This window comes from Proteus sp. fly-1067 (assembly GCF_040139345.1).
Lineage (GTDB): Bacteria > Pseudomonadota > Gammaproteobacteria > Enterobacterales > Enterobacteriaceae > Proteus > Proteus vulgaris_B.
Genome location: NZ_JBEEUL010000001.1, coordinates 481,299 through 504,422, shown reverse-complemented (window position 1 = coordinate 504,422; position 23,124 = coordinate 481,299). Strand labels below are relative to the sequence as shown.

Here is a 23,124-nt window from a genome sequence, read left to right as displayed (position 1 = left end):
AAATAAACAGTTTCAACTTACTTTTAGCTAATTCCAATAAGAGAAAAACACCTATGATTTATGGCCTAGCTAATATTTTTCTCAACATCATTTCTAACATAGTTTGATTATCACTTTCATTAAACTCAGGATCGATAATATTTCTCCCCATAGAACCATCTGCAATCACAAATAACCATGTAGCCATTTTTTCTGGCTCTAATCGCGGATCAATTTGCCCTTTTTTAATACCGTTTTCTAACATGGCAATCAAACGTTGTTTATTGTTTCTTTCATTTTCAATGAAAATTTCGTGAATACTCGCATTGCGTGAAGCTTCAGCAAAAATCTCAATACTAATGCGTGCGTACTCTGGATGATTATAAAGCGCTATAATCTCTATCATTAAACCAATAACTGCTTGAATGCTCTCTTCTTGCGCTTCATAACGACAAAAAATCTCATCAAAAAGCTGTGCATCATCTAACGCAATAGCTTCAATAATCGCATTTTTATTGGGAAAATAATGAAATACATTTCCGGGGCTCATCCCTGCTTCATGACAAATTTCTGCTGTTGATGTGGAATGAAAACCTTTTACGGCAAAGCAACGCATTGCAGCATCAATTATGTGCTTCATTTTTGCTTTTTGTTTTTCAGTCGCTGTCTTGTTCATAACCTAAAAATCTCTGGACAAATAAATTAGACTGATTAGTCTAGAATAAAATAGACCAAACAGTCTAAAAATTAACCCTATTATTGCAGAGTAACGATATCATGCAATTACTTAATGAACACTATCAGCTTCGTGTTGCGGAGCCTTCAGATATTCCTGAAGTTATTCAATTGTTTGCACAAGCCTTTCATTTTAAATTGAATGCTTTTAATATTGATAGCACTAATCCTAACCAACGTCAGCAATTAGAAGCCATTTGGAATACGCTAGCGCGTAAAAAGAATAGCCAACAATTTGTTGTCACCGAGAATGAAAAAATAATTGCAACATTTTGTTTAGTCATAAAAGAAACTCAATTTATGTCAAATTCTTTTGCTAAAACACCCTTCTCTAATTATTGGCGCTATGGCATTACCCATTATATTAAGCAAAAAATTTTCTTTTCATTATTTGATTATACGCCAAAAGAAAATGAAGTTTATTTAGCTCATATTGCTGTTTTATCCTCTTATCAAGGCCATGGTATCGCTTATGCAATACTTCAATGGATAGCGCAATACAGTAAAAAGATTCTGAAAAAAATATATTTATCACTTTATGTGGATATTCATCATAAAGGCGCTCTTTATTTATACCAAAAAGATGGGTTTTATATTGAGAGAAAAGAATCATCGCGCCTGACACAATCTATTTTTCATATTCAACACTGGTATTATATGTTGAAAAAAATCAACTAAAGGCAAATTCAATATCACTATTAGATCAATATATTGGTTAAAAGCACTGAAAAACAAGGTATCGCTATAATTATAAACAGTGCTTTATCCTTAACAACAAGGGCTATTTATCGTTTGAAGTAAGTTCGTGTTGTCAATGCGGTTAATACATGATCACGCCATTCTTGGTTTATTTGCAGATAATTTTTTGCATACCCCTCACGTTCAAAACCATGTTTCGCCAATAAGTTACCACTGCGTAAATTATGAGGCATATAATTCGCCATAATACGATGCATACCTTGTTGGCGTTGCATATAACGTAACGTTTCAGTTAATGCCTCAGACATATAACCTTTACCTTGCCATTTTTCACCTACAGAATAACCTAAAAAACAGGCATTAAAGGCACCGCGCATAACATTACTGTAATTAGCCACACCAATAATTTCATCTTCCATTGGTGTTAACAACAAAAAATGAAAGGCACTTTCTTGTCGATGTAATTCGTTCATATATTGCAAACGATGTTCCCAACCGGAAGGCAAATAGTGTGTTTTATCTCTTAATGGTTCCCATGGAATTAAAAAACGACGATTTAATGTGTAATAATCAGCCAACCTTTCCGCATCTCGTTCATAAGCTAAACGAATTATCATTCTTGTCGTTTCGAAACGAATTTTAGGAACTCCACCACGATAACCAAACATTGCGATCCCATTATCCTTTGATATAAATAAGTCTAATTCTGAAGTAACTCTTCTTATTCTGCCACTAACCTTAATAAAAAAATATCATCTTTAATTTACTATGAATTATGCACATTTAGAGACAGAATAGTCGAAGAAATAAATTATTTCGTTCCCCTCTTATTTTATTTAAATTATTTGCTTATTGATGGTGAGTAATGGCACTGGTAACACAAGCCCGTACCTTGGGTAAATATTTCCTCCTAATTGACAATATGTTAGTTGTCTTGGGCTTTTTCGTCGTTTTTCCTCTGATTTCCATCCGTTTCGTCGAACAATTGGGTTGGGCTGGTGTTATTGTCGGTTTTGCATTAGGGCTTAGACAATTAGTCCAGCAAGGCCTAGGTATTTTTGGTGGCGCCATCGCAGACCGCTTTGGTGCAAAACCAATGATAATAACTGGAATGTTATTACGTGCTTTAGGTTTTGCTTTAATGGCAATGGCAGATCAACCGTGGATACTTTGGTTATCTTGCATTTTATCTGCATTAGGGGGAACGTTATTTGATCCACCTCGTACAGCACTAGTTATTAAATTAACCAGACCTTATGAACGTGGCCGTTTTTATTCTTTATTATTAATGCAAGATAGTGCAGGAGCCGTTATTGGGGCGCTGATTGGTAGTTGGTTATTATTATATGATTTTCATTTAGTGTGCTGGGTTGGCGCAGGTGTTTTTGTTATTGCTGCTTTATTTAATGCTTGGTTACTACCTGCTTACCGTATATCTACAACCAGAACACCGATTAAAGAAGGATTAAATCGCGTATTATTGGATAAACGCTTTGTCAGTTATGTCTTAACGTTAACAGGCTATTTTATATTGTCTGTTCAAGTCATGTTGATGTTCCCTATTATCGTTAACGATATTGCAGGTACTCCGACCGCAGTAAAATGGATGTATGCCATTGAAGCATTACTCTCCTTAACCTTGCTCTATCCTATTGCGCGTTGGAGTGAAAAACGTTTCAAATTGGAGCAACGTTTAATGGCCGGATTATTCTTAATGAGCGTCAGTATGTTTCCTGTTGGAATGATCCATTCATTACAAGGCATTTTCTTAATTATTGGTTTATTTTATCTCGGCACGATCACCGCAGAGCCTGCGCGTGAAACATTAAGTGCCTCACTGGCTGATCCTCGCGCTCGTGGTAGTTATATGGGATTTAGTCGCTTAGGTTTGGCCTTTGGTGGCGCAATCGGATATACCGGTGGTGGATGGATGTACGATTTAGGTAACCAATTTGATATGCCTGAATTACCTTGGTTCTTATTAGGTACAGTAGGATTAATAACACTTTACGCACTACACCGCCAATTTAATCGTAAAAAAATAGAAACAGCCATGCTTACTCCTTAGATATCAGGTAAACTTTTAGTTATCAATGATCAAGGAGTGTTTATGAAAGCTATTTTTCTAACAACCATATTATTACTAACAAGCTTTATCGTGGGTTGTGATCAGCTAAAGCAATTTGATGTAAGTGAAAATTTGATTAATGACTATATTAGCCAAAAAACAAATCTTCAAAAACACATTGGTGAAGATGAGGTTGTCTCCGCTGATATTAAGTTAAGTAATCTTTCAATCCAAATTGGTCGTACAGAGCCGGGTAAAATTAACCTTTCAGGTACTGCCGATCTAAAAATCAATTCATTTTTTGGTAAAACAAGTGCCAAAGTTGATCTTACATTATCAGGTCAACCTTCTTATCAAGCCGATCAAGGTGCGATATATATAAAGGACATGACTATTGATAGCTATAAAGTATCACCAGAAAAAATGGATGCTGTCGTTGTAGCATTAAAACCTTATTTAGATACCACCATTGCAACATATTTTGATAATCACCCTGTTTATGTCCTTGATCCTGAGAAAAATAGCGCTGAAGCTGCGGCATTTAAACTGGCAAAAGGCATTGAAGTTAAACCGGGTAAATTCGTGATCCAACTCTAATAGTTACGTGAGTTGATTAAAAATATTTATCGTCATTAATGAGAAAGGCAAACCTAATGGTTTGCCTTTTTTATGAATAGTAAAATACCTTTGCAAAGAAAATAAGATATTACTCTGCTTCGGTACCTTCACCCTCTTCATCATCAGAAAGCTCTTCACGTAATGCCGATAACGCACCACGCGCAATTGCGGCTAATGTACGATAAAAACCACTTGTTGCGTGAGCTTCTACTTTACCAAGAAATGCCCCAGCCCAAGGTAATAAATATTCATCAAATAGTTGTATTTGGGCTAATACTTCATCTTCTGCTGAATTATCTTCCAGCCATGACGCAGCAAGTAATAAAGCACCAAAACTGTCTGTTGCATTATCAGTAACAGGCATACCTCTTGCAACTAAGAATTGACGAACATCGTCTTCTTTAATTTTTTCATAATCATGAGCATAAATAGATACAGCAGGAGCCTCTCCACCAAAAAGAGATTGGTGATCCGCTTCAACAATAGCCAAATCTTTGACACTATTTTTTAATGTGTTAAATAATTCATCTTGCTCCAATGGCCATAACTGGCTCAACGTTCCTTCATCAATCATTTTAATAATTGGCGCTAAAATAGGATCATTTGGGGCACGTTGAAATAATGTGCCTAAAAGTCGGCAAACTATTGAGAATTCATTCATTGTATTTTTTATCCTAAAAAGTTTCGTGTTATTGTGCGTTTAACAACAAGAAAATCAACTTTTTTCTTTTTTATGATTATAAGTATTAATTTAACCAAAGGGAGCTTTTAAAACAGAAAAAGCGCGCTCTTAATAATTAAGCTTTTGCTTAATATAAGAAACGCGCCTAATCCCATGCTACTTATCTTTTAAAACAGTTTTATTATAACGACTTTAAAACTCTTTTATGACAACAGCGTTTTTGTTGCATTAATTAACTTGCAATATCAAGAAAATTATCTCTTACACCATTCACACGAAACCACCCGGCAATACTCACACGCTCTTTATTAGTAGGGAGCACTTCATGAGGGAATTGTTCTGAAAGGAAAACAACTAAACGCCCTCCTTTGGGTGCAATTGTCGCAAGTTCGTTATCCTTTAAATCATAAATAACTAACTCGCCACCATCTTCGGTTGTCCAATCCTCATTAAGATATAACACAGTGGTTAAACGTCGAGTCACATTTTCTTTAAAAGCATCAAGATGTTTTTTATAAAATGCTCCTTTTTCATAACACGCAAAATGTGCTTCGTATTCAAAAAGCCCTAAATAAAATTCTCGATTAACAGCTCGTTGAATAGACTCCATTTGCATTAAATAATGTTGTACTGGTTCACCCATTTCTGGCTCTAGCCAACTTATTTTATCACTACGTATTGTTGTTTCTGCTTGACGATTTTCATGACGACCAATACGAGCTTGTTGTGCATTATCACCAAAACAAGTGCGTAGTTGTTGAACAGCTTCTGGTGTGAGGAAATCATCCCATACACACCATCCTTTCTCTGCTATTTGCTCAAGAAGCTCTGTTATATTCATTAGGTATATTGTCTGATAAACATGGGAAACTACTTTATATCACCAAGCTAGCTAAAATGACAACTTAATAAACTTATCTTTTCGATAACATCAATTAATCAGATATAAATATTATAAAGATTAAAAATAAAAGATCGAACAAGATTTAACACTACTGATGCTTTTAAAAGACTCATTTTTACAAGGGTCATTTTATAAGTTGCATCACACTAACAATAAGCAAAATGAATGATTTATTTAGTAATAATAATTTGTCGATATTTTATCCATACTCTCTTCACCTTCATTATAAATATAATTAATGTTCCCTTTAACTTGAGTATGTATAATCGCTTTTTTATTTCCTAATCGCACAAATCCTGTCGGTAATGTCTTCTTTTTGTACGAAAGTTCACTAACAGACATAAGATCTGTAGAAGCAATTTGATATTCAACATGGGTAAACTGCTGTTTATATTTAGTATATAAATCATCCAGATTTTTTTTGACTTTATTTAAATCAATCTGTTCAGAATTTCTACTCTCTTCCACCAAATTATTTACTTCAGTTTCTAAATTAGAACGCAGTGAACGCCCCAGTCTATTTAACTGATAATTTGCTGTAAAATAAGGCTTGAATTTTTCATTCATATTATCTTTTGTTTGAGAAGACAATGTCTCTTTTCTTTCCTTTAATGAGGATAAAAAACGATCAATGTTATATTGTCTATTTTCTTTTGTTATTTGAGCCTGAAAAATATCTTCTTTACTTTGGAATGGAGCAGTCATTAAATTTTTATTAATACTATTGTTTAATTTATTTATTGCCTTTTTATCTGATGATAAATTTAAATAGATACTATCTAATTTAGAGATACTATTAGACAGATGATATTTCTCTGGATATTTTTCTAATAATCTATTTATTTTTAATACTCTTTTATAAATTCCTTTTATATTTTTTTATCTTGATCCAATTTTTCTGCGCTTATTAATTTCTCATTTTTAAAAAGTGTAAAACTTAACAAGCTATTTATTCTTTTTTTTACCATTAATTCGAAATCTTTTACAGATGTTAATGGATACCACTGAATAACATTATCAGAATTGCTCGTAGAAGGAGTGAATTTTAAATCACGATAAATATCAACACCAAGTTCTAATAAATCGAGATCAAGCCTTTTTGTTTTTTTTGTCACATCGGTTTTACCATAATCGATAAATTTATTAATATTTAAATTTAATTTTAATAAATTGAAAATAAAGTTTATACCAATAGCATTTCTGGGTACGGTGAGTTCCATATTAGGATTAATCATTACATCAATATCAAAACTGGCTTCACTTCTTATCTCAGTTCCTAACGAAAGACTTATATCTTGATCAATTTCAAGGGTAGAATTATTGATTAATTCATTTTCACTTAGATTTAATCCTTGATTAATAAAATTTGGGATCTCATTAATATCAAGGCTAAATGAGAAATTAGATTTTTTAGCGTAAGTGGCCCCTAATAAAGCACTTGCCATGACAGGAGTAACAAAACCATAGTCAACATTTCCTAAATCCCATCTTTTTTCATATCCACCAATCCCCGCTGATAAACCCGCAACAAAAAGATTCTGATTATTATTAATAAAAGAGAAATTAATCTTTTTATCTTCACTTTTTGATAATGTGATAGAGTGCGATTTTACATAAGAAGCTAATAGAAAGGCGTTAATCCCTATATGATTTGGCAGTTGAAAAGCATTAATACCAAAGAAGGCTCGAACATCATTATGGTGATTAATGGTAATATTTTCTTTATCTTTTAGCGATTTAATTAATGAATGAATCACCTCACCTTGTGTTATACCATTTTTTACACCTTTAACAGCACGATTTAACACATCATAGCTTTTCCCTATGTTTTCTTTAATACCATATAATGCCATCGGCTTACTGTTATATGCAGAAGTCGAAGAGTTAATAAGCTGCTTTATATTACAAAATAATCCTCTAAATCCAGGATCAACAGCTTTTGCAATATTTTCCATCATTGTCTTATATTCTTTTAATGCATATTGCTCTTTTGCTTTATTAATATTTAACCGAGCATTATCAATAAAAGAAGAGAAAAAAGGGATATTTCGGCTACTAAAATTGCCAACTGTTTGAGTAGAAAATGGTTGTCCTGAATGATAATTTTTATAATTATTCTCACCTACCATTGAGTAAAAAGATAAAGGAGGTTCTTGCTTTAAACGAGTAACTTCATATTGATAATCATTAATCGCAAAAATATTCAAAGGGTCAAGATAATATATTTTTATTTTATTTCCTTTATCTACAACGAGTTGTACTTTATTTAATATTGGTTTGATTGCTAATATTTTATCTGTATTTTTTAATGGGATTTTTATTTTATACTCTTCCATTTCTATGGAAGCTCCATCAACTTGATCTCCAGAAGAAATTTTATTAGGTAGTCCTTTAGCATAAAGCGCATTATCTTTAAGCTTAATGATTAAATCTAATCCTTCACGATTAATTTTAATTATATTATTTTCTTTTAACTCCACAACATTATTAATGTTTGATAAATCTTGCTTTAGATTATCATCAGCTATATATTTTTCATATTCAACAACAAAGTTACTACTAATAGCATTTGATGAGGTATCATTTAAACTATATTCTTCTTCTACTTTGTTAAATTTAATTTTGTAGAGATCACTGCTATTATCTATATTGTTACATTTATTTCCAATCAAAAAACCATTATGATCAACATAGAGTTCTTTAAACTTTATATTGTCACCATCTTGAGATTCTATATTAAAAAGATTATATTTAAATCCTCCTTTAAAGTGTTTTTGATATAACCCCGCAAATAAGTCATATGTTTTACCTTTAATTAAGGTCAAGGAGCCATCATTTGAAAGTGTGATCCCCATATTATTAAGTAAAGATGTATTTGTTGATCCTAAGTATACATAGTTATTTGCATTATTTAGGATGAGATCTTTTTCTTCTTTCTGTTTATTATTATTTTTATGATAAATATTATTACTATTAGCCAATCCTTCTACTGGATATTTTTCTTTTTTTCCATCAAAATCACCTATAGGTATAAGTTTACTAGGAATAACCCATACTTTATTTTTCATATATGCCTCATTTTTTTCAAATCATGAAGCAATATTCAATAAGATAATCTGCAAACGATATCTTTTTACAACCAGGTTTTTATGACAATATATAAAAATTAAAAAAAAGTACCTTTTTTGAAAGCCCAGATAAAAAATAGGCAGCAAAACTAAAGTTTGCCGCCTATTATCTAAAATTAAAATATAAATAAAATAGACTTAGTAACCACTCTTCATATCAACCACACCCAAAGGTACCTCTCCTTTTTCAATTCGCTGAATATTTTCAACAATCGTATCCATGGCAATATTCGGAATGGTAAAAGCAGCAATATGTGGCGTAATAGAAACACGAGGGTGCGTCCAAAATGGGTGCATTCCCGCTAAAGGCTCTTGAGCAAAAACATCAAGAGTTGCATCAGCAATGTATCCTTGGTCTATTGCTTCTAATAAATCTTGATCAACTAAATGTGCACCACGAGCAAGATTAATTAAATAAGAAGAAGGTTTAAGTTGTTCAAAAAGAGAAAAATTCAAAATGCCATGAGTTTCTGGTGTGTAAGGCAACAAGTTAATCAGTAAATTACACTCTTTAAGGAAGCCATTGAGTTGTTCTTTACCATAAAAGCTTTCAACATGCTTAATTTGCTTTTCACTACGGCTCCAGCAACGCACTTTAAAGCCTAGTTCAGCGAGTTTAGTCGCGACACTCCCGCCTAAAGCACCTGCACCTAAAACACCAATCACAAAATCATCATAAGAGTGAGAAGGAAGCTGTTTCCATAAACGTTGTGATTGTTGACGTTTATAATCATCCATACGACGAAAATAATACATCACTTTCGCAATTGCATATTCTTGCATTTGAAGCCCCATTCCGGTGTCTTCCAAACGCATAACAGGAACGCCCGTTGGTAATGTGCCAGGCTTTTGTTGTTCTTGTTTTAAAATAGCATCAACACCTGCCCCTAATGCAAAAATACCTTTAAGGTGATTGCGACTTGCCAGCATTTCATAAGGAGGAAGCCAAACCATAGCATAATCAGCCGGTTGATTATCGCCTGGTTCCCAAATGCGTATATTGGCATTTGGCAAACGCGCCTTCATACCGTTAATCCATGTCTCTGCGTCAAAAAAAGGATGATAATAAATAATATTCATTGTGCCTTCCTCCAGCATTTTTATCATAGGGTGCGAGGGTTACGTTCTGATTTCAAGTCTCTTTGAATAAGTTGTTAATAAAAATGTTGAGAATGTTAACCAGTTAACGAAAATCTCAATTCTTTTTTCAATACGCTAACCTCTTGCGTGAATTGGTTTACTGCATAATTTGTCTAGCATTTGTGCATATTGTTTTTTATTTGACTGCTTGATACAAAAGTTAAAAGAAAAATGCATTTAGCTGTTGACGCTTATGCTCCTTTTCCCTATAGTAGCGCCCCGTTGAGAGATGTTAAGTACATATCCAACAATACGGTGAGATGTCCGAGAGGCTGAAGGAGCACGCCTGGAAAGTGTGTATACGGCAACGTATCGAGGGTTCGAATCCCTCTCTCACCGCCATATTCTAAAATAGAGCCTAATTTTTAATTAGGCTCTATTTTTTTGTGGAAAAATATCAAATCTTCAATCTGGTTATTTTTCTCGCTTCCATCTATAGCTCATTTAAACTCATTTTTTGATGCTATTTCTTTAGTATACAGCACGCCACTTATTTTATTTTGGCTTAATCGTTTTATTTAATATTTTTTTATCAGTTAACAATCTCTAATAATTAATTTTTAATGATCAAAAATAGCTTATCTAGTTATTATTTAACCCTAATCGTATTTTTATGACAGAAAACAACTTTTATTATCTCTCTATAAATGACATTTATTCTAAAATAAAACGCTTTTTATAATTTTAAAATAAATTTAAACTTTATTTTCAAGCAAGCAACAGAATAAATACAATAAGATACATTGTATTATCTCTTTACGTTAACTTATTAGTTTAATTGATTTAATTTTCACTAAGCTTTAAGATATACATTAATAATTTGATGTATCACATTATTATCAGCGAATAAAAGCGATATCCTCTCTTTTCCTTATCGCCGTTATTCGGCATCTGACTTCTTATTTTGGTTTAAGCCTAAATGAAAACTCATAAAGTTAACCGGGTTCGCCCCTTTAGTGCATTTATTGATGCATGTGTAAAAGAGCCTTACTCTTTTGCTCGTTTATTAAAAGATATTATTGCAGGGATCACCGTCGGAATTATCGCGATACCATTAGCCATGGCACTGGCAATTGGTAGCGGTGTTCCTCCGCAATACGGTCTTTATACCGCAGCTATTGCCGGTATAGTCATTGCTGTTTCTGGTGGCTCTCGCTACAGTGTTTCAGGTCCTACAGCCGCTTTCGTTGTGATACTTTATCCTGTATCTCAGCAATTCGGTTTAAGTGGTTTATTGATTGCCACATTAATGTCTGGCGTTATTTTAGTTGTTATGGGATTAGCTCGCTTTGGTAAACTCATCGAGTATATTCCTGTTTCTGTAACACTTGGATTTACCTCAGGGATTGCTATCACCATCGCGACCATGCAAATAAAAGACTTTTTTGGTCTTGAAATGGCGCATGTACCAGAAACTTATATCGATAAAATTATTGCCTTAGGTTCTGCATTACCTACCATTCACCTTGGCGATACGCTTATCGGCTTAACAACATTGTTTGTTTTAATCTACTGGCCCAAATTAAATTTACGTTTACCCGGGCACTTACCTGCTCTAATCGCAGGTACTGCAGTAATGGGTGTTGTGAATATGTTTGGCCATGAAGTTGCAACGATTGGCTCACAGTTTAGCTATCTACTTCCGGATGGTTCGACTGGGCAAGGTATTCCACCGATACTACCTCAGTTTGTTTTACCTTGGAATTTACCAAGCACTGGAGCATCTCTTGAATTAAATTGGAGTACAGTGTCTGCTTTGTTACCGGCAGCTTTTTCAATGGCAATGTTAGGTGCAATCGAATCCTTACTGTGTGCCGTTGTGCTTGATGGCATGACAGGTAAAAAGCACCACTCTAATGGTGAATTACTAGGACAAGGTGTCGGTAATATTGTCGCGCCTTTCTTTGGTGGTATAACTGCGACTGCGGCGATTGCACGTTCAGCTGCTAACGTCCGCGCAGGTGCAACATCGCCAGTTTCAGCTATTGTTCACTCATTGTTGGTGTTACTCACTTTACTGGTATTAGCCCCATTTCTTTCATATTTACCTTTAGCTGCAATGTCAGCACTACTGTTAATTGTGGCATGGAATATGAGTGAAGCGCGTAAAGTGATTGATCTTATTCGTCATGCGCCTAAAGACGATATTATTGTCTTAGTATTATGCTTATCTCTCACCGTTCTCTTTGATATGGTCATTGCCATTACTATCGGTATCGTATTGGCTTCACTGTTATTTATGCGTCGTATTGCCAATATGACCAAAATAACTGAATCCCCTTATACCGATGATGATAAACAGTTATTAGTTGTGCGTGTTAATGGCCCGTTATTCTTTGCAGCTGCTGAGCGTATTTTTAATGAATTGCGTGAGCGTAGCAAAGGTTATAAAACCGTTATTATGCAATGGGATGCTGTGCCAGTCTTAGATGCCGGGGGCTTACATGCCTTCCAACATTTCGTCACTGATGTCAAACATGACACGCATGTGATTGTGTGTGATATTCCCTTCCAACCTTTAAAAACGTTGGCAAGAGCAAGAGTCACACCTATTGAAGGAGAACTTAATTTTTATCCTTCATTACAAAAAGCACTGGATGATTTGGAATTAATTCAGTAGTTATTCAATCTAAAATAATATAAAACTATATAGCCCTTAATTTAAATTATTTAATTAAGGGCTATATTAATCATTCATATTTTATTTGCCATTGTCAGTGCAGTATAAATTGTCTTGAAGGAAATTAATAAAGAGTGAGGTGAGCCTAATAATGGCACGGCTCCATAGCTAATTATTTTCAATAACTTGCCGAGCGATAGGTACGACATTACGAAGGATAAACTCTGTTAGGTTTATATTTTCCAAACTAGCTACAAGAACAAGCTGTGATTTATCTTCTGTAGTAATACGAATTGATACTCTCTCACTGTTTTCTACAAGTTTTAGCGTTTGGAATAAATACTTTACCAATCCCACTTCCTTGCGCGCCTTTTTTTAATAAATCTTGATAAAGTGCATTCATGCCCAACCAGTGATTTTCACACCATTCTGGAGCAAGTAAGGTCGGTTTTCTCGCGCTGGCACAAACGCGGTGATAGATAATTTCAGGGGGAGTATAGCGGATCATTTCACCCGCCGTATAAACATATTGTTCTTGCGTCAATGCATTAATACGCCCTGCTTTCCATGCCTTAGCTATCGTGCTACCTTCAACAATGTGCAAAGGATGTAATTTAAGCCCGTCAGTACCTGTTTCAACCACTCGTTCTAACGTCTGCATATTAAGCTGATGATCTTCTCGTGGTAACCCGACAATAAGATGTGTACACACTTTTAAACCACGGCGTCGAGCTTCTCGCGTTGTCGCTTGATAACACTTAAAATCATGCCCTCGGTTAATCTGTTTCAATGTTTTATCATGAGCGGTTTGTAAACCAAGCTCTAACCATACTTCATAGCCTTGATCACGATAACCTTGCAATAAATCTAACACACTAATCGGTACACAATCTGGCCGAGTTCCTACACATAACCCTACCATATCGGCTTGTAATAGCGCGGTTTCATATAAAGTACGTAAATATTCTACTTCTGCATAAGTGCTAGTATAAGCTTGAAAATAGGCAAGATAACGACGTGCTCGGTTGATATTTTTGGCTTGTAGCGCAATTTGCTCTTCAATGGAATGATATTGCGTTTGTTCATCAGCAAAAGAAGAGACATTACAGAAAGTACAACCACCTCGCCCTAATGTACCATCTCGATTAGGACAGTTGAAACCGCCATGAAGGGTGATTTTATGGATCTTTTCGTGATAACGGCGCTGAAGATCAGCGCCGAACATATTCACTACTGTATGCAGTTGCATAACAATTTTATTTGCTGGTATCTAACTCAGGGAAACTTTTAACTAAGTCATCAATGGCTTTAATTTGTGCTAAGAATGGCTCTAATTTTGCTAATGGTAAAGCTGATGGGCCATCGCAACGTGCATTATCTGGATCTGGGTGAGCTTCAAGAAATAATCCTGCAAGACCTACCGCCATACCTGCACGTGCTAATTCAGCAACTTGCGCACGACGTCCGCCTGATGCAGCACCAAATGGGTCACGACATTGTAATGAATGCGTTACGTCAAAAATAACGGGAGCACCCTGAGATGCTTGCATCATGACATGAAAGCCTAACATATCCACAACCAAGTTATCATAGCCAAAGTTACTACCACGATCACATAAAATAACTTGGTCGTTACCGCCTTCTTTAAACTTATCGACGATATTTCCCATTTGACCTGGGCTAACAAACTGAGGTTTTTTTACGTTAATCACTGCACCTGTTTTTGCCATTGCTTCAACAAGATCGGTTTGACGTGCTAAGAATGCAGGTAATTGGATAACGTCAACGACTTCGGATACAGGCTGAGCTTGCGCTGATTCATGAACATCCGTAATAATTTTAACGCCAAAAGTCTCTTTTAACTCTTGGAAAATCTTCATTCCTTCTTCTAAACCTGGACCACGATAAGAATGAATAGAAGAACGGTTTGCTTTGTCAAAAGAAGCTTTGAATACATAAGGAATATTCAGTTTTTGAGTCACAGTGACGTAGTGCTCACAAATACGCATGGCTAAATCGCGCGATTCTAATACATTCATGCCACCAAAAAGCACAAATGGTAGGTCGTTTGCTACCTTGATATCACCAATATTCACCACTTTATGTTGCATATTTATCCCTATACTGTTTGTAATGTACTGTGTTAATCAAGTACGTTGCGTAAACTTTTAATGTAGAACAACTGGATTTTGCTCTATCGAATGAATTTGAATTTTGATCATTTCTGAAATTGGATCTTCGGGACATTGCTCAACAAAATAGTTTAAGTCGGAAATTGCCACATGATGACACTCTAACTGAGCAAAAATCAGTCCACGATCACGTATCTCATAGGGATCTTCAGGATCAAACATCAATACCGTTTCACTGGCTTTTAACGCTTGTTCCATATTCTTTTCTTCCATTAAGGACACTTTCAGGGTATCTAAAAGCTTGCGAATAATAGAGCTGTATTCTGATTCTTCTAAATCGGCCTCTAATAACACCGAATTATTTCCTACATTCCCTTTTAACCAAACTTCTAGGGTATGTTGTGATAGATATTCGCCATTTATTGGGTTTAAAAATAACGTTTTTTCATTGGGAACATCTATTCTGATGATAAGTTGCGTAGGAAAAATAACGGGAGCTAACGGCAGGTTTAACGCTTGTGCGATATAAATAAGAATCGAACCTAGTGAAACAGGAGAACCCACATGTGTCGCTAATACTTTATCTAACCATAAAGTATCGGAAAGACAATATTTACCACTTGCACCACTAAAGTGCCACTGCTTATAAAACAGTTTTAGTAATGCTTCTATTTGTTCTTTGACGTTTCCTTGCTTAGGAATTTCAGCTTCTGCTTGCTCAACAAGTTGCGCTAGTTGATAACCAACAGAAGCGGTCGGAAAATCAGGTCGAATAGCCTGAGAGATAAGGATCATGCCCTTAACTAAAGGGGCTTTATTAAATTCGTAATCAGCTATGGTTTCTATCATAATTCCAACGACCTACTGTCACTCGCTCATTACCGCCATAATCACGGAAAGTTTCCACACAGCAGTAACCCTTATCAGTAAAAATTTTGCGAACACCTTCACCTTGCTGCCAACCGTGTTCCAGTAATACCCAGCCTTTATCAGTTAAAAACTGACGGGCAGTTTCAATGATAATCTCGATATCAGCAAAACCATTATTACCAGCAACTAACGCGGTTAAAGGTTCAAAACGAACATCCCCCTGATGAATATGCTCATCATTTTCATCTATATAAGGAGGATTACTAATTATCATACCAAATTGATACCCAGAGAGTGAACTAAACCAGCAACTTTCCATAAATTCTGTGTTGTTTAATGCTAAGTTGGTCGCATTCTCTTGCGCTAATGCCACTGCTTCGGCTTGAAAGTCCACGCCAATAATATGGCAATCAGGGCGCTCTGATGCCATAGCAAGCGCAATAGCCCCCGTCCCTGTTCCTAAATCAAGAATAGTTGTTGGTTCTGTTGGCAGTTTTTCTAACGCTTGTTCAACAAGGCACTCAGTATCAGGTCGAGGAATTAATGTTGCAGGTGAGACTTTTAAAGGCAGTGACCAAAATTCTCTTTCGCCCACTAAATAAGCGATGGGTTCACCTTTAATACGTCGAGTAAGTAGTTGAGATAATTGTGTTAATTCATCTTGTGAAAGCAACGTTTCATTAAAAGCCATTAAGTACGTTCGAGCACGCTGTGTTACGTGCCCAAGCAGAATTTCAGCATCACGTTTAGGGCTGTCACTTTCAATTAATTGCAAGGCTGCTTGACGCAGCCATTGTTCATAATTCATTAATTCAACTCAGAAAGTGCAGAAAGCTGATCCGCTTGATATTCAGTTACGATAGGCTGAATTAATGGATCTAATTTTCCTTCCATCACTTCATCTAAGCGATAAAACGTGAGGTTGATGCGGTGATCTGTTACACGACCTTGCGGGAAGTTGTACGTTCTAATTCGGTCAGAACGGTCACCAGAACCTAATAAATTACGACGTTCAGAAGCTTCAGCTTCTTGGCGTTTTTGCATTTCAGCTGCACGAATACGTGCACCTAATACAGACATCGCTTTGGCTTTATTTTTGTGCTGTGAACGCTCATCCTGACATTCCACCACAATACCCGTTGGAATATGCGTGATACGAATTGCAGAATCGGTGGTGTTAACGTGCTGACCACCCGCACCTGACGAACGGAATGTATCAATACGTAAATCGCTTGGACTAATATCAGGTAACTCAGCTTCTGGCACTTCAGCTAATACGGCAACTGTACAAGCCGAGGTATGAATACGGCCTTGAGATTCTGTTTCTGGTACACGTTGAACACGGTGGCCACCTGATTCAAATTTCAATACCCCATAAGCACCATCACCCACTACTTTTGCAATGACTTCTTTATAGCCACCATGCTCACCTTCGTTAGCATTCATGACTTCAATACGCCAGCGACGTGATTCTGCATAACGGCTATACATACGGAATAAATCACCGGCAAATAATGCGGCTTCATCCCCACCGGTTCCTGCTCGAATTTCAAGGAAACAGTTAAATTCATCATCAGGATCTTTAGGCAATAACAGCACTTGTAACTGTTGCTCTAAATCATCGTTTAGTGCTTGCGCTTCTTTCAGCTCTTCTTGCGCCATCTCTTTCATTTCAGGATCATCAAGCATCATTTCTGCTGCTTCGATATCGTCTTGCACTTTCCGCCATTGACTAAAACAAGCCGTGACGTCGGTTAATTGAGAGTATTCTTTTGAAAGCGCACGAAAACGCTCCTGAGAGGCAATCACATCGGCTTCTGACAGAAGTGCCTGAATTTCTTCATAACGCTCTTGTAGAGCTTCCAACTTAGCGACAATAGAAGGCTTCATTCGTAGATTAAGATCCTGTTAGACAAAGTTAATTATGGGTAATACCCAAACTTTCACGTAATAGATTCAGGCGTTCAATATCACCATCACTGGCAGCCTGTTGAAGAGATTTCGTTGGTGTGTGAATTAGACGATTCATCAATTGATGTGAGAGTTGCTGAATAACTTTTTCTGCATCTGCTCCATTTTGTATCAATGTGATGGCTTTTTCTGTCATTTCTGCACGTAACATTTCAGCACTGTCTCGATATTCTCGAATCGCACCCACAGCACCTTGCGCTCGTAGCCAATCCATAAATTGTCCACTTTCTTGTTGAACAATATGTTCGGCTTGAATAGCGGCCGCTTGGCGTTGTTCGCGGTTATGTTGAATAATCGCTTCTAAATCATCGACACTATAAAGGTAGACGTTATTGAGTTTTTCAACATCTTGTTCAATATCTCGCGGAACCGCAATATCCACCAGCAACATAGGTTGATTGCGACGCTTTTTAAGCGCCCTTTCAACCATTCCTTTACCAATAATAGGCAAAGGACTTGCGGTAGAACTAATAACAATATCAGCTTGCGATAGACATTCATCAATCTCTGATAATGTAATAACATCTGCATCGACTTCATTGGCTAAACGCTGAGCACGCTCTTTAGTTCGGTTAGCAATAATGATTTTTTTAACTTGATGCTCACGAAGATGACGAGCGACTAATTCTATCGTTTCACCGGCACCGACCAATAAAATAGTCAAAGAGGATAACGATTCGAAGATTTGACGCGCTAAAGTACAAGCGGCAAAAGCAACAGAAACTGCATTGGCACCGATTTGTGTCTCTGTTCTCACTCTTTTCGCAACTGAAAAAGATTTCTGAAACAAACGTTCCAGCTCTGAAGAGAGCGAGTCATAATTTTGGGAATCGGCAAAGGCTTTTTTAACTTGCCCTAAAATTTGAGGTTCACCTAATACGAGAGAATCTAAACCGCTTGCCACTCGCATTAAGTGGCTAACAGCTTGATTATCTTGATGCCAATAAACACTACTTTTTAGCTCACTTGGCTCTATTTGGTGATATTGACATAACCAACGAATAAGCTGTTCATGGCTATTTTCTTTGTCTTCCATACTGAGATAAAGCTCAGTACGGTTACAAGTGGACAGCACAACACCGCCTCTGACAGCGGGTTGCTGTAAGAGGTTATTTAAGGCATCACCCATGGTATCGGGAGAAAAAGAAACTTTCTCACGTAAAGCAACGGGGGCTGTTTTATGATTAATACCTAATGCTAATAACGTCATATCAACTATATCGAGTTATGAATAAATACCGCCTCGCGACTTGACTTAGTGTAAACCTAAAACAGCGCATTTAGTATGGACTCTTCATTTCCGCCATTCTACTTGATGAACAGATTCAATAAAAGAGCTTACTTGAGTGATAGGAGATTTCTATACACAATTTAACGAAATATCGTTATATCATAAGGTTTATGATACTCTTTTTTTTAACTAATAACGAATTAAAGGAATGTCTCAGCTATGCGTTCACGCTTTTTTTCAACCAAACAACTCCTGCGTATCATCCCGCTTACGGCGTTGTTGCTGAGTGCCTGTAATCTAAATCAGATAAAGACACAAGGCTCTGCGTCTGATAACGATGTGCAATGGCAAGCTCGCCAACAAGCATTAAAGAAAATTTCACAATATGAAACTCGAGGTGCTTTTGCTTATATCGAAGATACAAACAAAACCTATGCCCGATTCTATTGGCAAGACAAAGCAGATGAGCGTTATCGTTTATTATTGACTAATCCGCTAGGTACCACCGAGCTTGATTTAAATGTTATGCCAGGTGTCATTGAAGTCACCGATAATAAAGGTAAAAAGTATTATAGTGATAATCCAGCAGAGATGATTTATCAACTTACTGGCATGGTTATTCCACTGAAAAATCTACGTGCTTGGCTTGTTGGTTTACCAGGTGATGCAACTAATTTTGAGTTAGATGCAAATCACTTATTAAAATCGGTCACATTACCCGCTCCCGAAGGTGATTGGCTTGTGACTTACCAAGCTTATGATTCAAGCACTACCCCTAACCTGCCACAACGTCTTGAGTTAAAACAAGGCGAACGCATTATCAAATTAAAAATGGATAACTGGGATATACAGCAATGACTCTAAGTTGGCCTTCTCCTGCCAAATTAAACCTTTTTCTCTATATCACAGGGAGACGCTCGGATGGTTATCATAATCTACAAACGTTATTCCAATTTTTAGATTATGGCGATACATTAACGATTACTCCTCGTGATGATACCCAGTTAACTATCTTAACGCCGATTGAGGGTGTAGAAGATAAAGATAATTTAATTATTAAAGCGGCTAAATTACTGCGTGATTATTGTCAACAACATAATATTCCTTTGCAGTATCAAGGCGCAGATATCAGTGTTGATAAAAAGTTGCCAATGGGTGGTGGCTTAGGTGGAGGCTCTTCTAACGCAGCGACCACATTAATTGCACTTAATTACCACTGGCAAGCGGGTTTAAGTGATGAAACCTTAGCCAAATTAGGAGTAAGTTTAGGGGCTGATGTCCCTGTTTTTGTAAAAGGTCATGCTGCGTTCGCCGAAGGCGTTGGTGAAATTTTGACCCCTGCAGAGCCAAAAGAGCAATGGTATTTAGTCGCACACCCCGGAATTTCCATTCCAACCCCGACAATCTTCACAGATCCAGAATTAAAACGTAATTCTCCTATTCGCTCTCTTGGCGCATTATTAAAGGCTCCGTTCGAGAATGACTGTGAAATGATCGCAAGAAAACGTTTTCGTGAGGTTGAATATCTGCTTTCGTGGCTGTTAGAATATGCACCGTCACGCTTAACTGGGACAGGTGCCTGTGTGTTCGGTGAGTTCGAATCACAAGTTGCCGCTAGTGAAGTGTTAATTAACGCCCCTGAGTGGGTGCATGGGTTTGTAGCGCAAGGCGTCAACATTTCTCCTCTGCATTTATTCCGCTCAAGGATACCTGTGTTATTGCACCCGTAAGATGATGTTTACAAACCCTATGTTCATAAACACGTTCTTTACAGGTCAACAATATCTCTCTCTGGACGCAAGCCTGAGGTTTTTCTCGTGCCCGATATGAAGCTTTTTGCTGGTAACGCAACCCCGGAACTGGCTCAACGTGTTGCCAACCGACTCTACACTAGCCTAGGAGACGCGGCTGTAGGTCGTTTTAGCGACGGTGAAGTCAGTGTGCAAATCAACGAAAACGTACGTGGTGGTGATGTATTTATCATTCAATCAACCTGTGCACCTACTAATGATAATTTAATGGAATTAGTGGTCATGGTTGACGCATTACGTCGAGCTTCCGCTGGTCGTATCACTGCTGTTATTCCTTACTTCGGTTATGCCCGTCAGGATCGCCGTGTTCGTTCAGCCCGTGTTCCTATTACGGCAAAAGTTGTTGCGGATTTCTTATCTAGTGTAGGCGTAGACCGTGTTTTAACCTGTGACTTACACGCAGAACAAATCCAAGGGTTCTTTGATGTACCGGTTGACAATGTCTTCGGCAGCCCAATTCTTTTAGAAGATATGCTTCAAAAAGATTTGGACAACCCTATTGTTGTTTCTCCAGATATTGGCGGTGTTGTTCGCGCTCGTGCTATCGCTAAACTGCTAAACGATACTGATATGGCTATCATTGATAAACGTCGCCCTCGCGCTAACGTTTCTCAAGTTATGCATATTATCGGTGATGTTGCTAACCGCGACTGTATCCTTGTTGACGATATGATCGACACAGGCGGTACATTGTGTAAAGCAGCTGAAGCGCTGAAAGAACGTGGTGCTAAACGCGTATTTGCTTACGCAACTCACCCAATCTTCTCTGGTAATGCTGTTGAGAACATCAAAAGCTCTGTTATTGATGAAGTGGTTGTCTGCGATACAATTCCATTGTCAGCAGAAATCAAAGCATTAAATAAAGTCCGTTCATTGACTCTTTCTGGCATGCTGGCTGAAGCAATTCGCCGTATTAGCAATGAAGAGTCAATCTCTGCGATGTTTGAACATTAATTTGTTATAACATTCATTGCAATTTGAGATAACTAAACCCGCTATAACGTTTGTTATAGCGGGTTTTTTGTTATCGTTCTCCAAAAACAAGGTAGTTTAGACAATAAAAAAACCCGCCAAAATATCAACGGGTCTATTGATGTGTATTACTCTCATAATGATGGCAGTTATTCACTTAACACCAGTTCATCTTAAATTTAGTTATTATTTTTTATCTATTCTGATATTAATTGTATTAACAATATTATGGATAACGGTGATTATCATGGCGACGATAACGTTCATCATGATTACGTAACCACCAATACCTTTCTGCTATTGTTTCTCTACCACCGATACGGGCACCTGCTAGCCAAACCAGGGCACCGATAAAGATCCCCATTAAAGAGATATCTGCTAAAAACTCAGGTAATCCCAAAGGGAAGATATGACTAAGAAGGGTATAACCAAGACTACCGAGCATCACAACCATCCCCGTAGCCATACATAAATTACCAACTGCAAATGCATGTTTATATTTCATGTTGCACCTCCAAGCGCGTCGTCAGACGATTCAACACCAAAATACATCGAATAACCTTTTATTCATTGCAGTTATTATAGCCATAAATACTCAGAAGGTATTGTCGAAGCGATCACATCGCTCTGAGATTTATTGATAAATCTTCACAAAAAATGTGTTTTTTTATTTTCAAAGTAGTAAATAACGCTGTTTTTATCGCTTTCGCTCTTTTTGTTAAATTAAAATGAGGATATTTCCTCGCCCCTTCATTTCTAAAAAACATTCTATGCAATCTATTTTGTGCTTCTGTGCTTAGACAGGTAAACTATGGGCTTTCTTTTAAGACGATAACAGTGAAAGGCTATTGTGAGTAAAATTAAACTTATCGTCGGGTTAGCAAACCCCGGTGCAGATTATGCCCAGACTCGCCATAATGCGGGTGCTTGGTATGTAGATTTATTGGCTCAACGTCATCAGCAATCTCTAAAAGAAGAGAGCAAATTCTTTGGTTACACCGCACGCATTAATTTAAATGGTAATGACGTTCGTTTATTAGTTCCGACCACTTTTATGAATTTGAGTGGTAAAGCGGTACAAGCAATGGCGAACTTTTATCGTATTGAACTTGATGAAATTTTAGTTGCACATGATGAACTCGATTTACCGCCCGGTATTGTCAAAATGAAATTAGGTGGTGGTAATGGTGGCCATAACGGATTAAAAGACATTCAAAGTAAGTTTAGCAATAATCCAAATTTCTATCGTTTACGCATTGGTATTGGCCACCCTGGTGATAAAAATAAAGTTGTTGGCTTTGTATTAGGCAAACCACCAATGAGTGAACAAAAATTAATTGATGACGCTATCGACGAAGCCCTTTCGTGCACAGATATTTTAATGCGTGATGGTTATGAAAAAGCAATAAACCGCTTACATAGCTTTAAAGCATAATCATTACATTGATAAATTAAGCGATTTCAATATTCAGAGGGTAAAATACCCTCTTCTTTTGTGCGATTAATCCCTGATGATTTAATCAAACAGGGATTTGCTCTATAATAGCGCCAAATTTTTTTTAAC

At 36.7% G+C, this 23,124-nt stretch carries 23 protein-coding genes and 1 tRNA gene; 9 read left to right on the top strand and 15 right to left on the bottom strand.

Features of this window, described 5'->3' with window-relative positions; all coding sequences use genetic code 11:
• Positions 1-58 precede the first annotated feature (58 nt).
• Positions 59-655 (bottom strand): TetR/AcrR family transcriptional regulator, encoded by a 597-nt coding sequence (locus ABN217_RS02340; protein ID WP_115349836.1) that lies wholly within the window; start codon positions 653-655, stop codon positions 59-61.
• Between the two features lie 101 nt (positions 656-756).
• Between ABN217_RS02340 and ABN217_RS02335 the strand changes: the two genes are divergently transcribed.
• On the top strand, positions 757-1,392 hold the full coding sequence (locus ABN217_RS02335) for a GNAT family N-acetyltransferase (protein WP_196554170.1): 636 nt from the start codon (positions 757-759) through the stop codon (positions 1,390-1,392).
• A gap of 107 nt (positions 1,393-1,499) precedes the next feature.
• Here ABN217_RS02335 and rimJ read toward each other — a convergent pair whose 3' ends face one another.
• A complete protein-coding gene (gene rimJ / locus ABN217_RS02330) occupies positions 1,500-2,081 on the bottom strand; it encodes a ribosomal protein S5-alanine N-acetyltransferase (RefSeq protein ID WP_196554169.1) in 582 nt (193 codons plus the stop codon).
• Positions 2,082-2,278: 197 nt separating this feature from the next.
• Here rimJ and mdtH point away from each other — a divergent pair, with 197 nt between their 5' ends.
• Together mdtH and ABN217_RS02320 are read left to right on the top strand one after the other, a co-directional pair.
• Complete coding sequence (mdtH, locus tag ABN217_RS02325; RefSeq protein WP_115349839.1) at positions 2,279-3,481, top strand: multidrug efflux MFS transporter MdtH; 1,203 nt, start codon at positions 2,279-2,281, stop codon at positions 3,479-3,481.
• Positions 3,482-3,523: 42 nt separating this feature from the next.
• Positions 3,524-4,078 carry a lipoprotein gene (locus tag ABN217_RS02320; RefSeq protein ID WP_196554168.1) on the top strand — a complete coding sequence of 185 codons (555 nt, stop codon included), beginning with the start codon at positions 3,524-3,526 and terminating at the stop codon, positions 4,076-4,078.
• A gap of 109 nt (positions 4,079-4,187) precedes the next feature.
• Here ABN217_RS02320 and ABN217_RS02315 read toward each other — a convergent pair whose 3' ends face one another.
• From ABN217_RS02315 to ghrA, 5 genes are all read right to left on the bottom strand, one after another.
• On the bottom strand, positions 4,188-4,760 hold the full coding sequence (locus ABN217_RS02315) for a TorD/DmsD family molecular chaperone (protein WP_349439052.1): 573 nt from the start codon (positions 4,758-4,760) through the stop codon (positions 4,188-4,190).
• Between the two features lie 253 nt (positions 4,761-5,013).
• Positions 5,014-5,622, bottom strand: coding sequence for a 2OG-Fe(II) oxygenase (locus ABN217_RS02310; protein ID WP_196554166.1), 609 nt, complete (start codon positions 5,620-5,622; stop codon positions 5,014-5,016).
• A gap of 237 nt (positions 5,623-5,859) precedes the next feature.
• Positions 5,860-6,390, bottom strand: a complete 531-nt coding sequence (locus tag ABN217_RS02305; protein ID WP_349459017.1) for a hypothetical protein — start codon at positions 6,388-6,390, stop codon at positions 5,860-5,862.
• Positions 6,391-6,554: 164 nt separating this feature from the next.
• Positions 6,555-8,753: a hypothetical protein gene (locus tag ABN217_RS02300; protein WP_349459016.1), complete on the bottom strand. Its 2,199-nt coding sequence runs from the start codon at positions 8,751-8,753 to the stop codon at positions 6,555-6,557.
• Between the two features lie 198 nt (positions 8,754-8,951).
• Positions 8,952-9,893, bottom strand: coding sequence for a glyoxylate/hydroxypyruvate reductase GhrA (gene ghrA / locus ABN217_RS02295; protein ID WP_196554164.1), 942 nt, complete (start codon positions 9,891-9,893; stop codon positions 8,952-8,954).
• Between the two features lie 314 nt (positions 9,894-10,207).
• Between ghrA and ABN217_RS02290 the strand changes: the two genes are divergently transcribed.
• Positions 10,208-10,295, top strand: a tRNA-Ser gene (locus ABN217_RS02290).
• A gap of 577 nt (positions 10,296-10,872) precedes the next feature.
• Complete coding sequence (gene dauA, locus ABN217_RS02285; RefSeq protein ID WP_197269138.1) at positions 10,873-12,573, top strand: C4-dicarboxylic acid transporter DauA; 1,701 nt, start codon at positions 10,873-10,875, stop codon at positions 12,571-12,573.
• A gap of 168 nt (positions 12,574-12,741) precedes the next feature.
• Here the strand turns inward: dauA and ABN217_RS02280 are convergent, their stop codons facing one another.
• From ABN217_RS02280 to hemA, 7 genes are read right to left on the bottom strand one after another with little or no spacing between them, the layout of a single operon-like run.
• The gene (locus ABN217_RS02280; RefSeq protein ID WP_231619290.1) at positions 12,742-12,930 is read right to left on the bottom strand and encodes a type II toxin-antitoxin system TacA family antitoxin; all 189 of its coding nucleotides are present in this window, start codon (positions 12,928-12,930) and stop codon (positions 12,742-12,744) included.
• Positions 12,878-13,822, bottom strand: a complete 945-nt coding sequence (gene mnmL, locus ABN217_RS02275) for a tRNA modification radical SAM protein MnmL/YtqA (RefSeq protein WP_197269136.1) — start codon at positions 13,820-13,822, stop codon at positions 12,878-12,880. The genes ABN217_RS02280 and mnmL overlap by 53 nt, the downstream gene beginning before the upstream one ends.
• Before the next feature lie 7 nt (positions 13,823-13,829).
• Positions 13,830-14,684, bottom strand: coding sequence for a 3-deoxy-8-phosphooctulonate synthase (gene kdsA / locus ABN217_RS02270; RefSeq protein ID WP_109407578.1), 855 nt, complete (start codon positions 14,682-14,684; stop codon positions 13,830-13,832).
• Between the two features lie 57 nt (positions 14,685-14,741).
• A complete protein-coding gene (gene sirB1 / locus ABN217_RS02265) occupies positions 14,742-15,551 on the bottom strand; it encodes an invasion regulator SirB1 (RefSeq protein WP_340896674.1) in 810 nt (269 codons plus the stop codon).
• Entirely contained in the window at positions 15,535-16,383 is an 849-nt protein-coding gene (gene prmC, locus ABN217_RS02260; RefSeq protein WP_349439054.1) for a peptide chain release factor N(5)-glutamine methyltransferase, read from the bottom strand. Before prmC ends, sirB1 begins: the two co-directional genes overlap by 17 nt.
• Complete coding sequence (prfA, locus tag ABN217_RS02255; protein WP_072064034.1) at positions 16,383-17,465, bottom strand: peptide chain release factor 1; 1,083 nt, start codon at positions 17,463-17,465, stop codon at positions 16,383-16,385. Before prfA ends, prmC begins: the two co-directional genes overlap by 1 nt.
• Before the next feature lie 28 nt (positions 17,466-17,493).
• Complete coding sequence (gene hemA / locus ABN217_RS02250; RefSeq protein WP_072068236.1) at positions 17,494-18,756, bottom strand: glutamyl-tRNA reductase; 1,263 nt, start codon at positions 18,754-18,756, stop codon at positions 17,494-17,496.
• Between the two features lie 240 nt (positions 18,757-18,996).
• Here hemA and lolB point away from each other — a divergent pair, with 240 nt between their 5' ends.
• The 3 genes from lolB to prs all read left to right on the top strand — a co-directional run bounded on the left by lolB (position 18,997) and on the right by prs (position 21,542).
• The gene (gene lolB, locus ABN217_RS02245) at positions 18,997-19,635 is read left to right on the top strand and encodes a lipoprotein insertase outer membrane protein LolB (protein ID WP_072068237.1); all 639 of its coding nucleotides are present in this window, start codon (positions 18,997-18,999) and stop codon (positions 19,633-19,635) included.
• Positions 19,632-20,507 (top strand): 4-(cytidine 5'-diphospho)-2-C-methyl-D-erythritol kinase, encoded by an 876-nt coding sequence (ispE, locus tag ABN217_RS02240; protein ID WP_196554159.1) that lies wholly within the window; start codon positions 19,632-19,634, stop codon positions 20,505-20,507. The genes lolB and ispE overlap by 4 nt, the downstream gene beginning before the upstream one ends.
• Positions 20,508-20,594: 87 nt before the next feature.
• Positions 20,595-21,542, top strand: coding sequence for a ribose-phosphate diphosphokinase (gene prs, locus ABN217_RS02235; RefSeq protein ID WP_036912921.1), 948 nt, complete (start codon positions 20,595-20,597; stop codon positions 21,540-21,542).
• A 244-nt stretch (positions 21,543-21,786) separates the two neighbouring features.
• Here prs and ychH read toward each other — a convergent pair whose 3' ends face one another.
• Complete coding sequence (gene ychH / locus ABN217_RS02230) at positions 21,787-22,065, bottom strand: stress-induced protein YchH (protein WP_072068239.1); 279 nt, start codon at positions 22,063-22,065, stop codon at positions 21,787-21,789.
• 345 nt (positions 22,066-22,410) lie between these two features.
• Here ychH and pth point away from each other — a divergent pair, with 345 nt between their 5' ends.
• A complete protein-coding gene (pth, locus tag ABN217_RS02225) occupies positions 22,411-22,995 on the top strand; it encodes an aminoacyl-tRNA hydrolase (RefSeq protein ID WP_099075502.1) in 585 nt (194 codons plus the stop codon).
• The last annotated feature ends 129 nt before the right edge of the window (positions 22,996-23,124 follow it).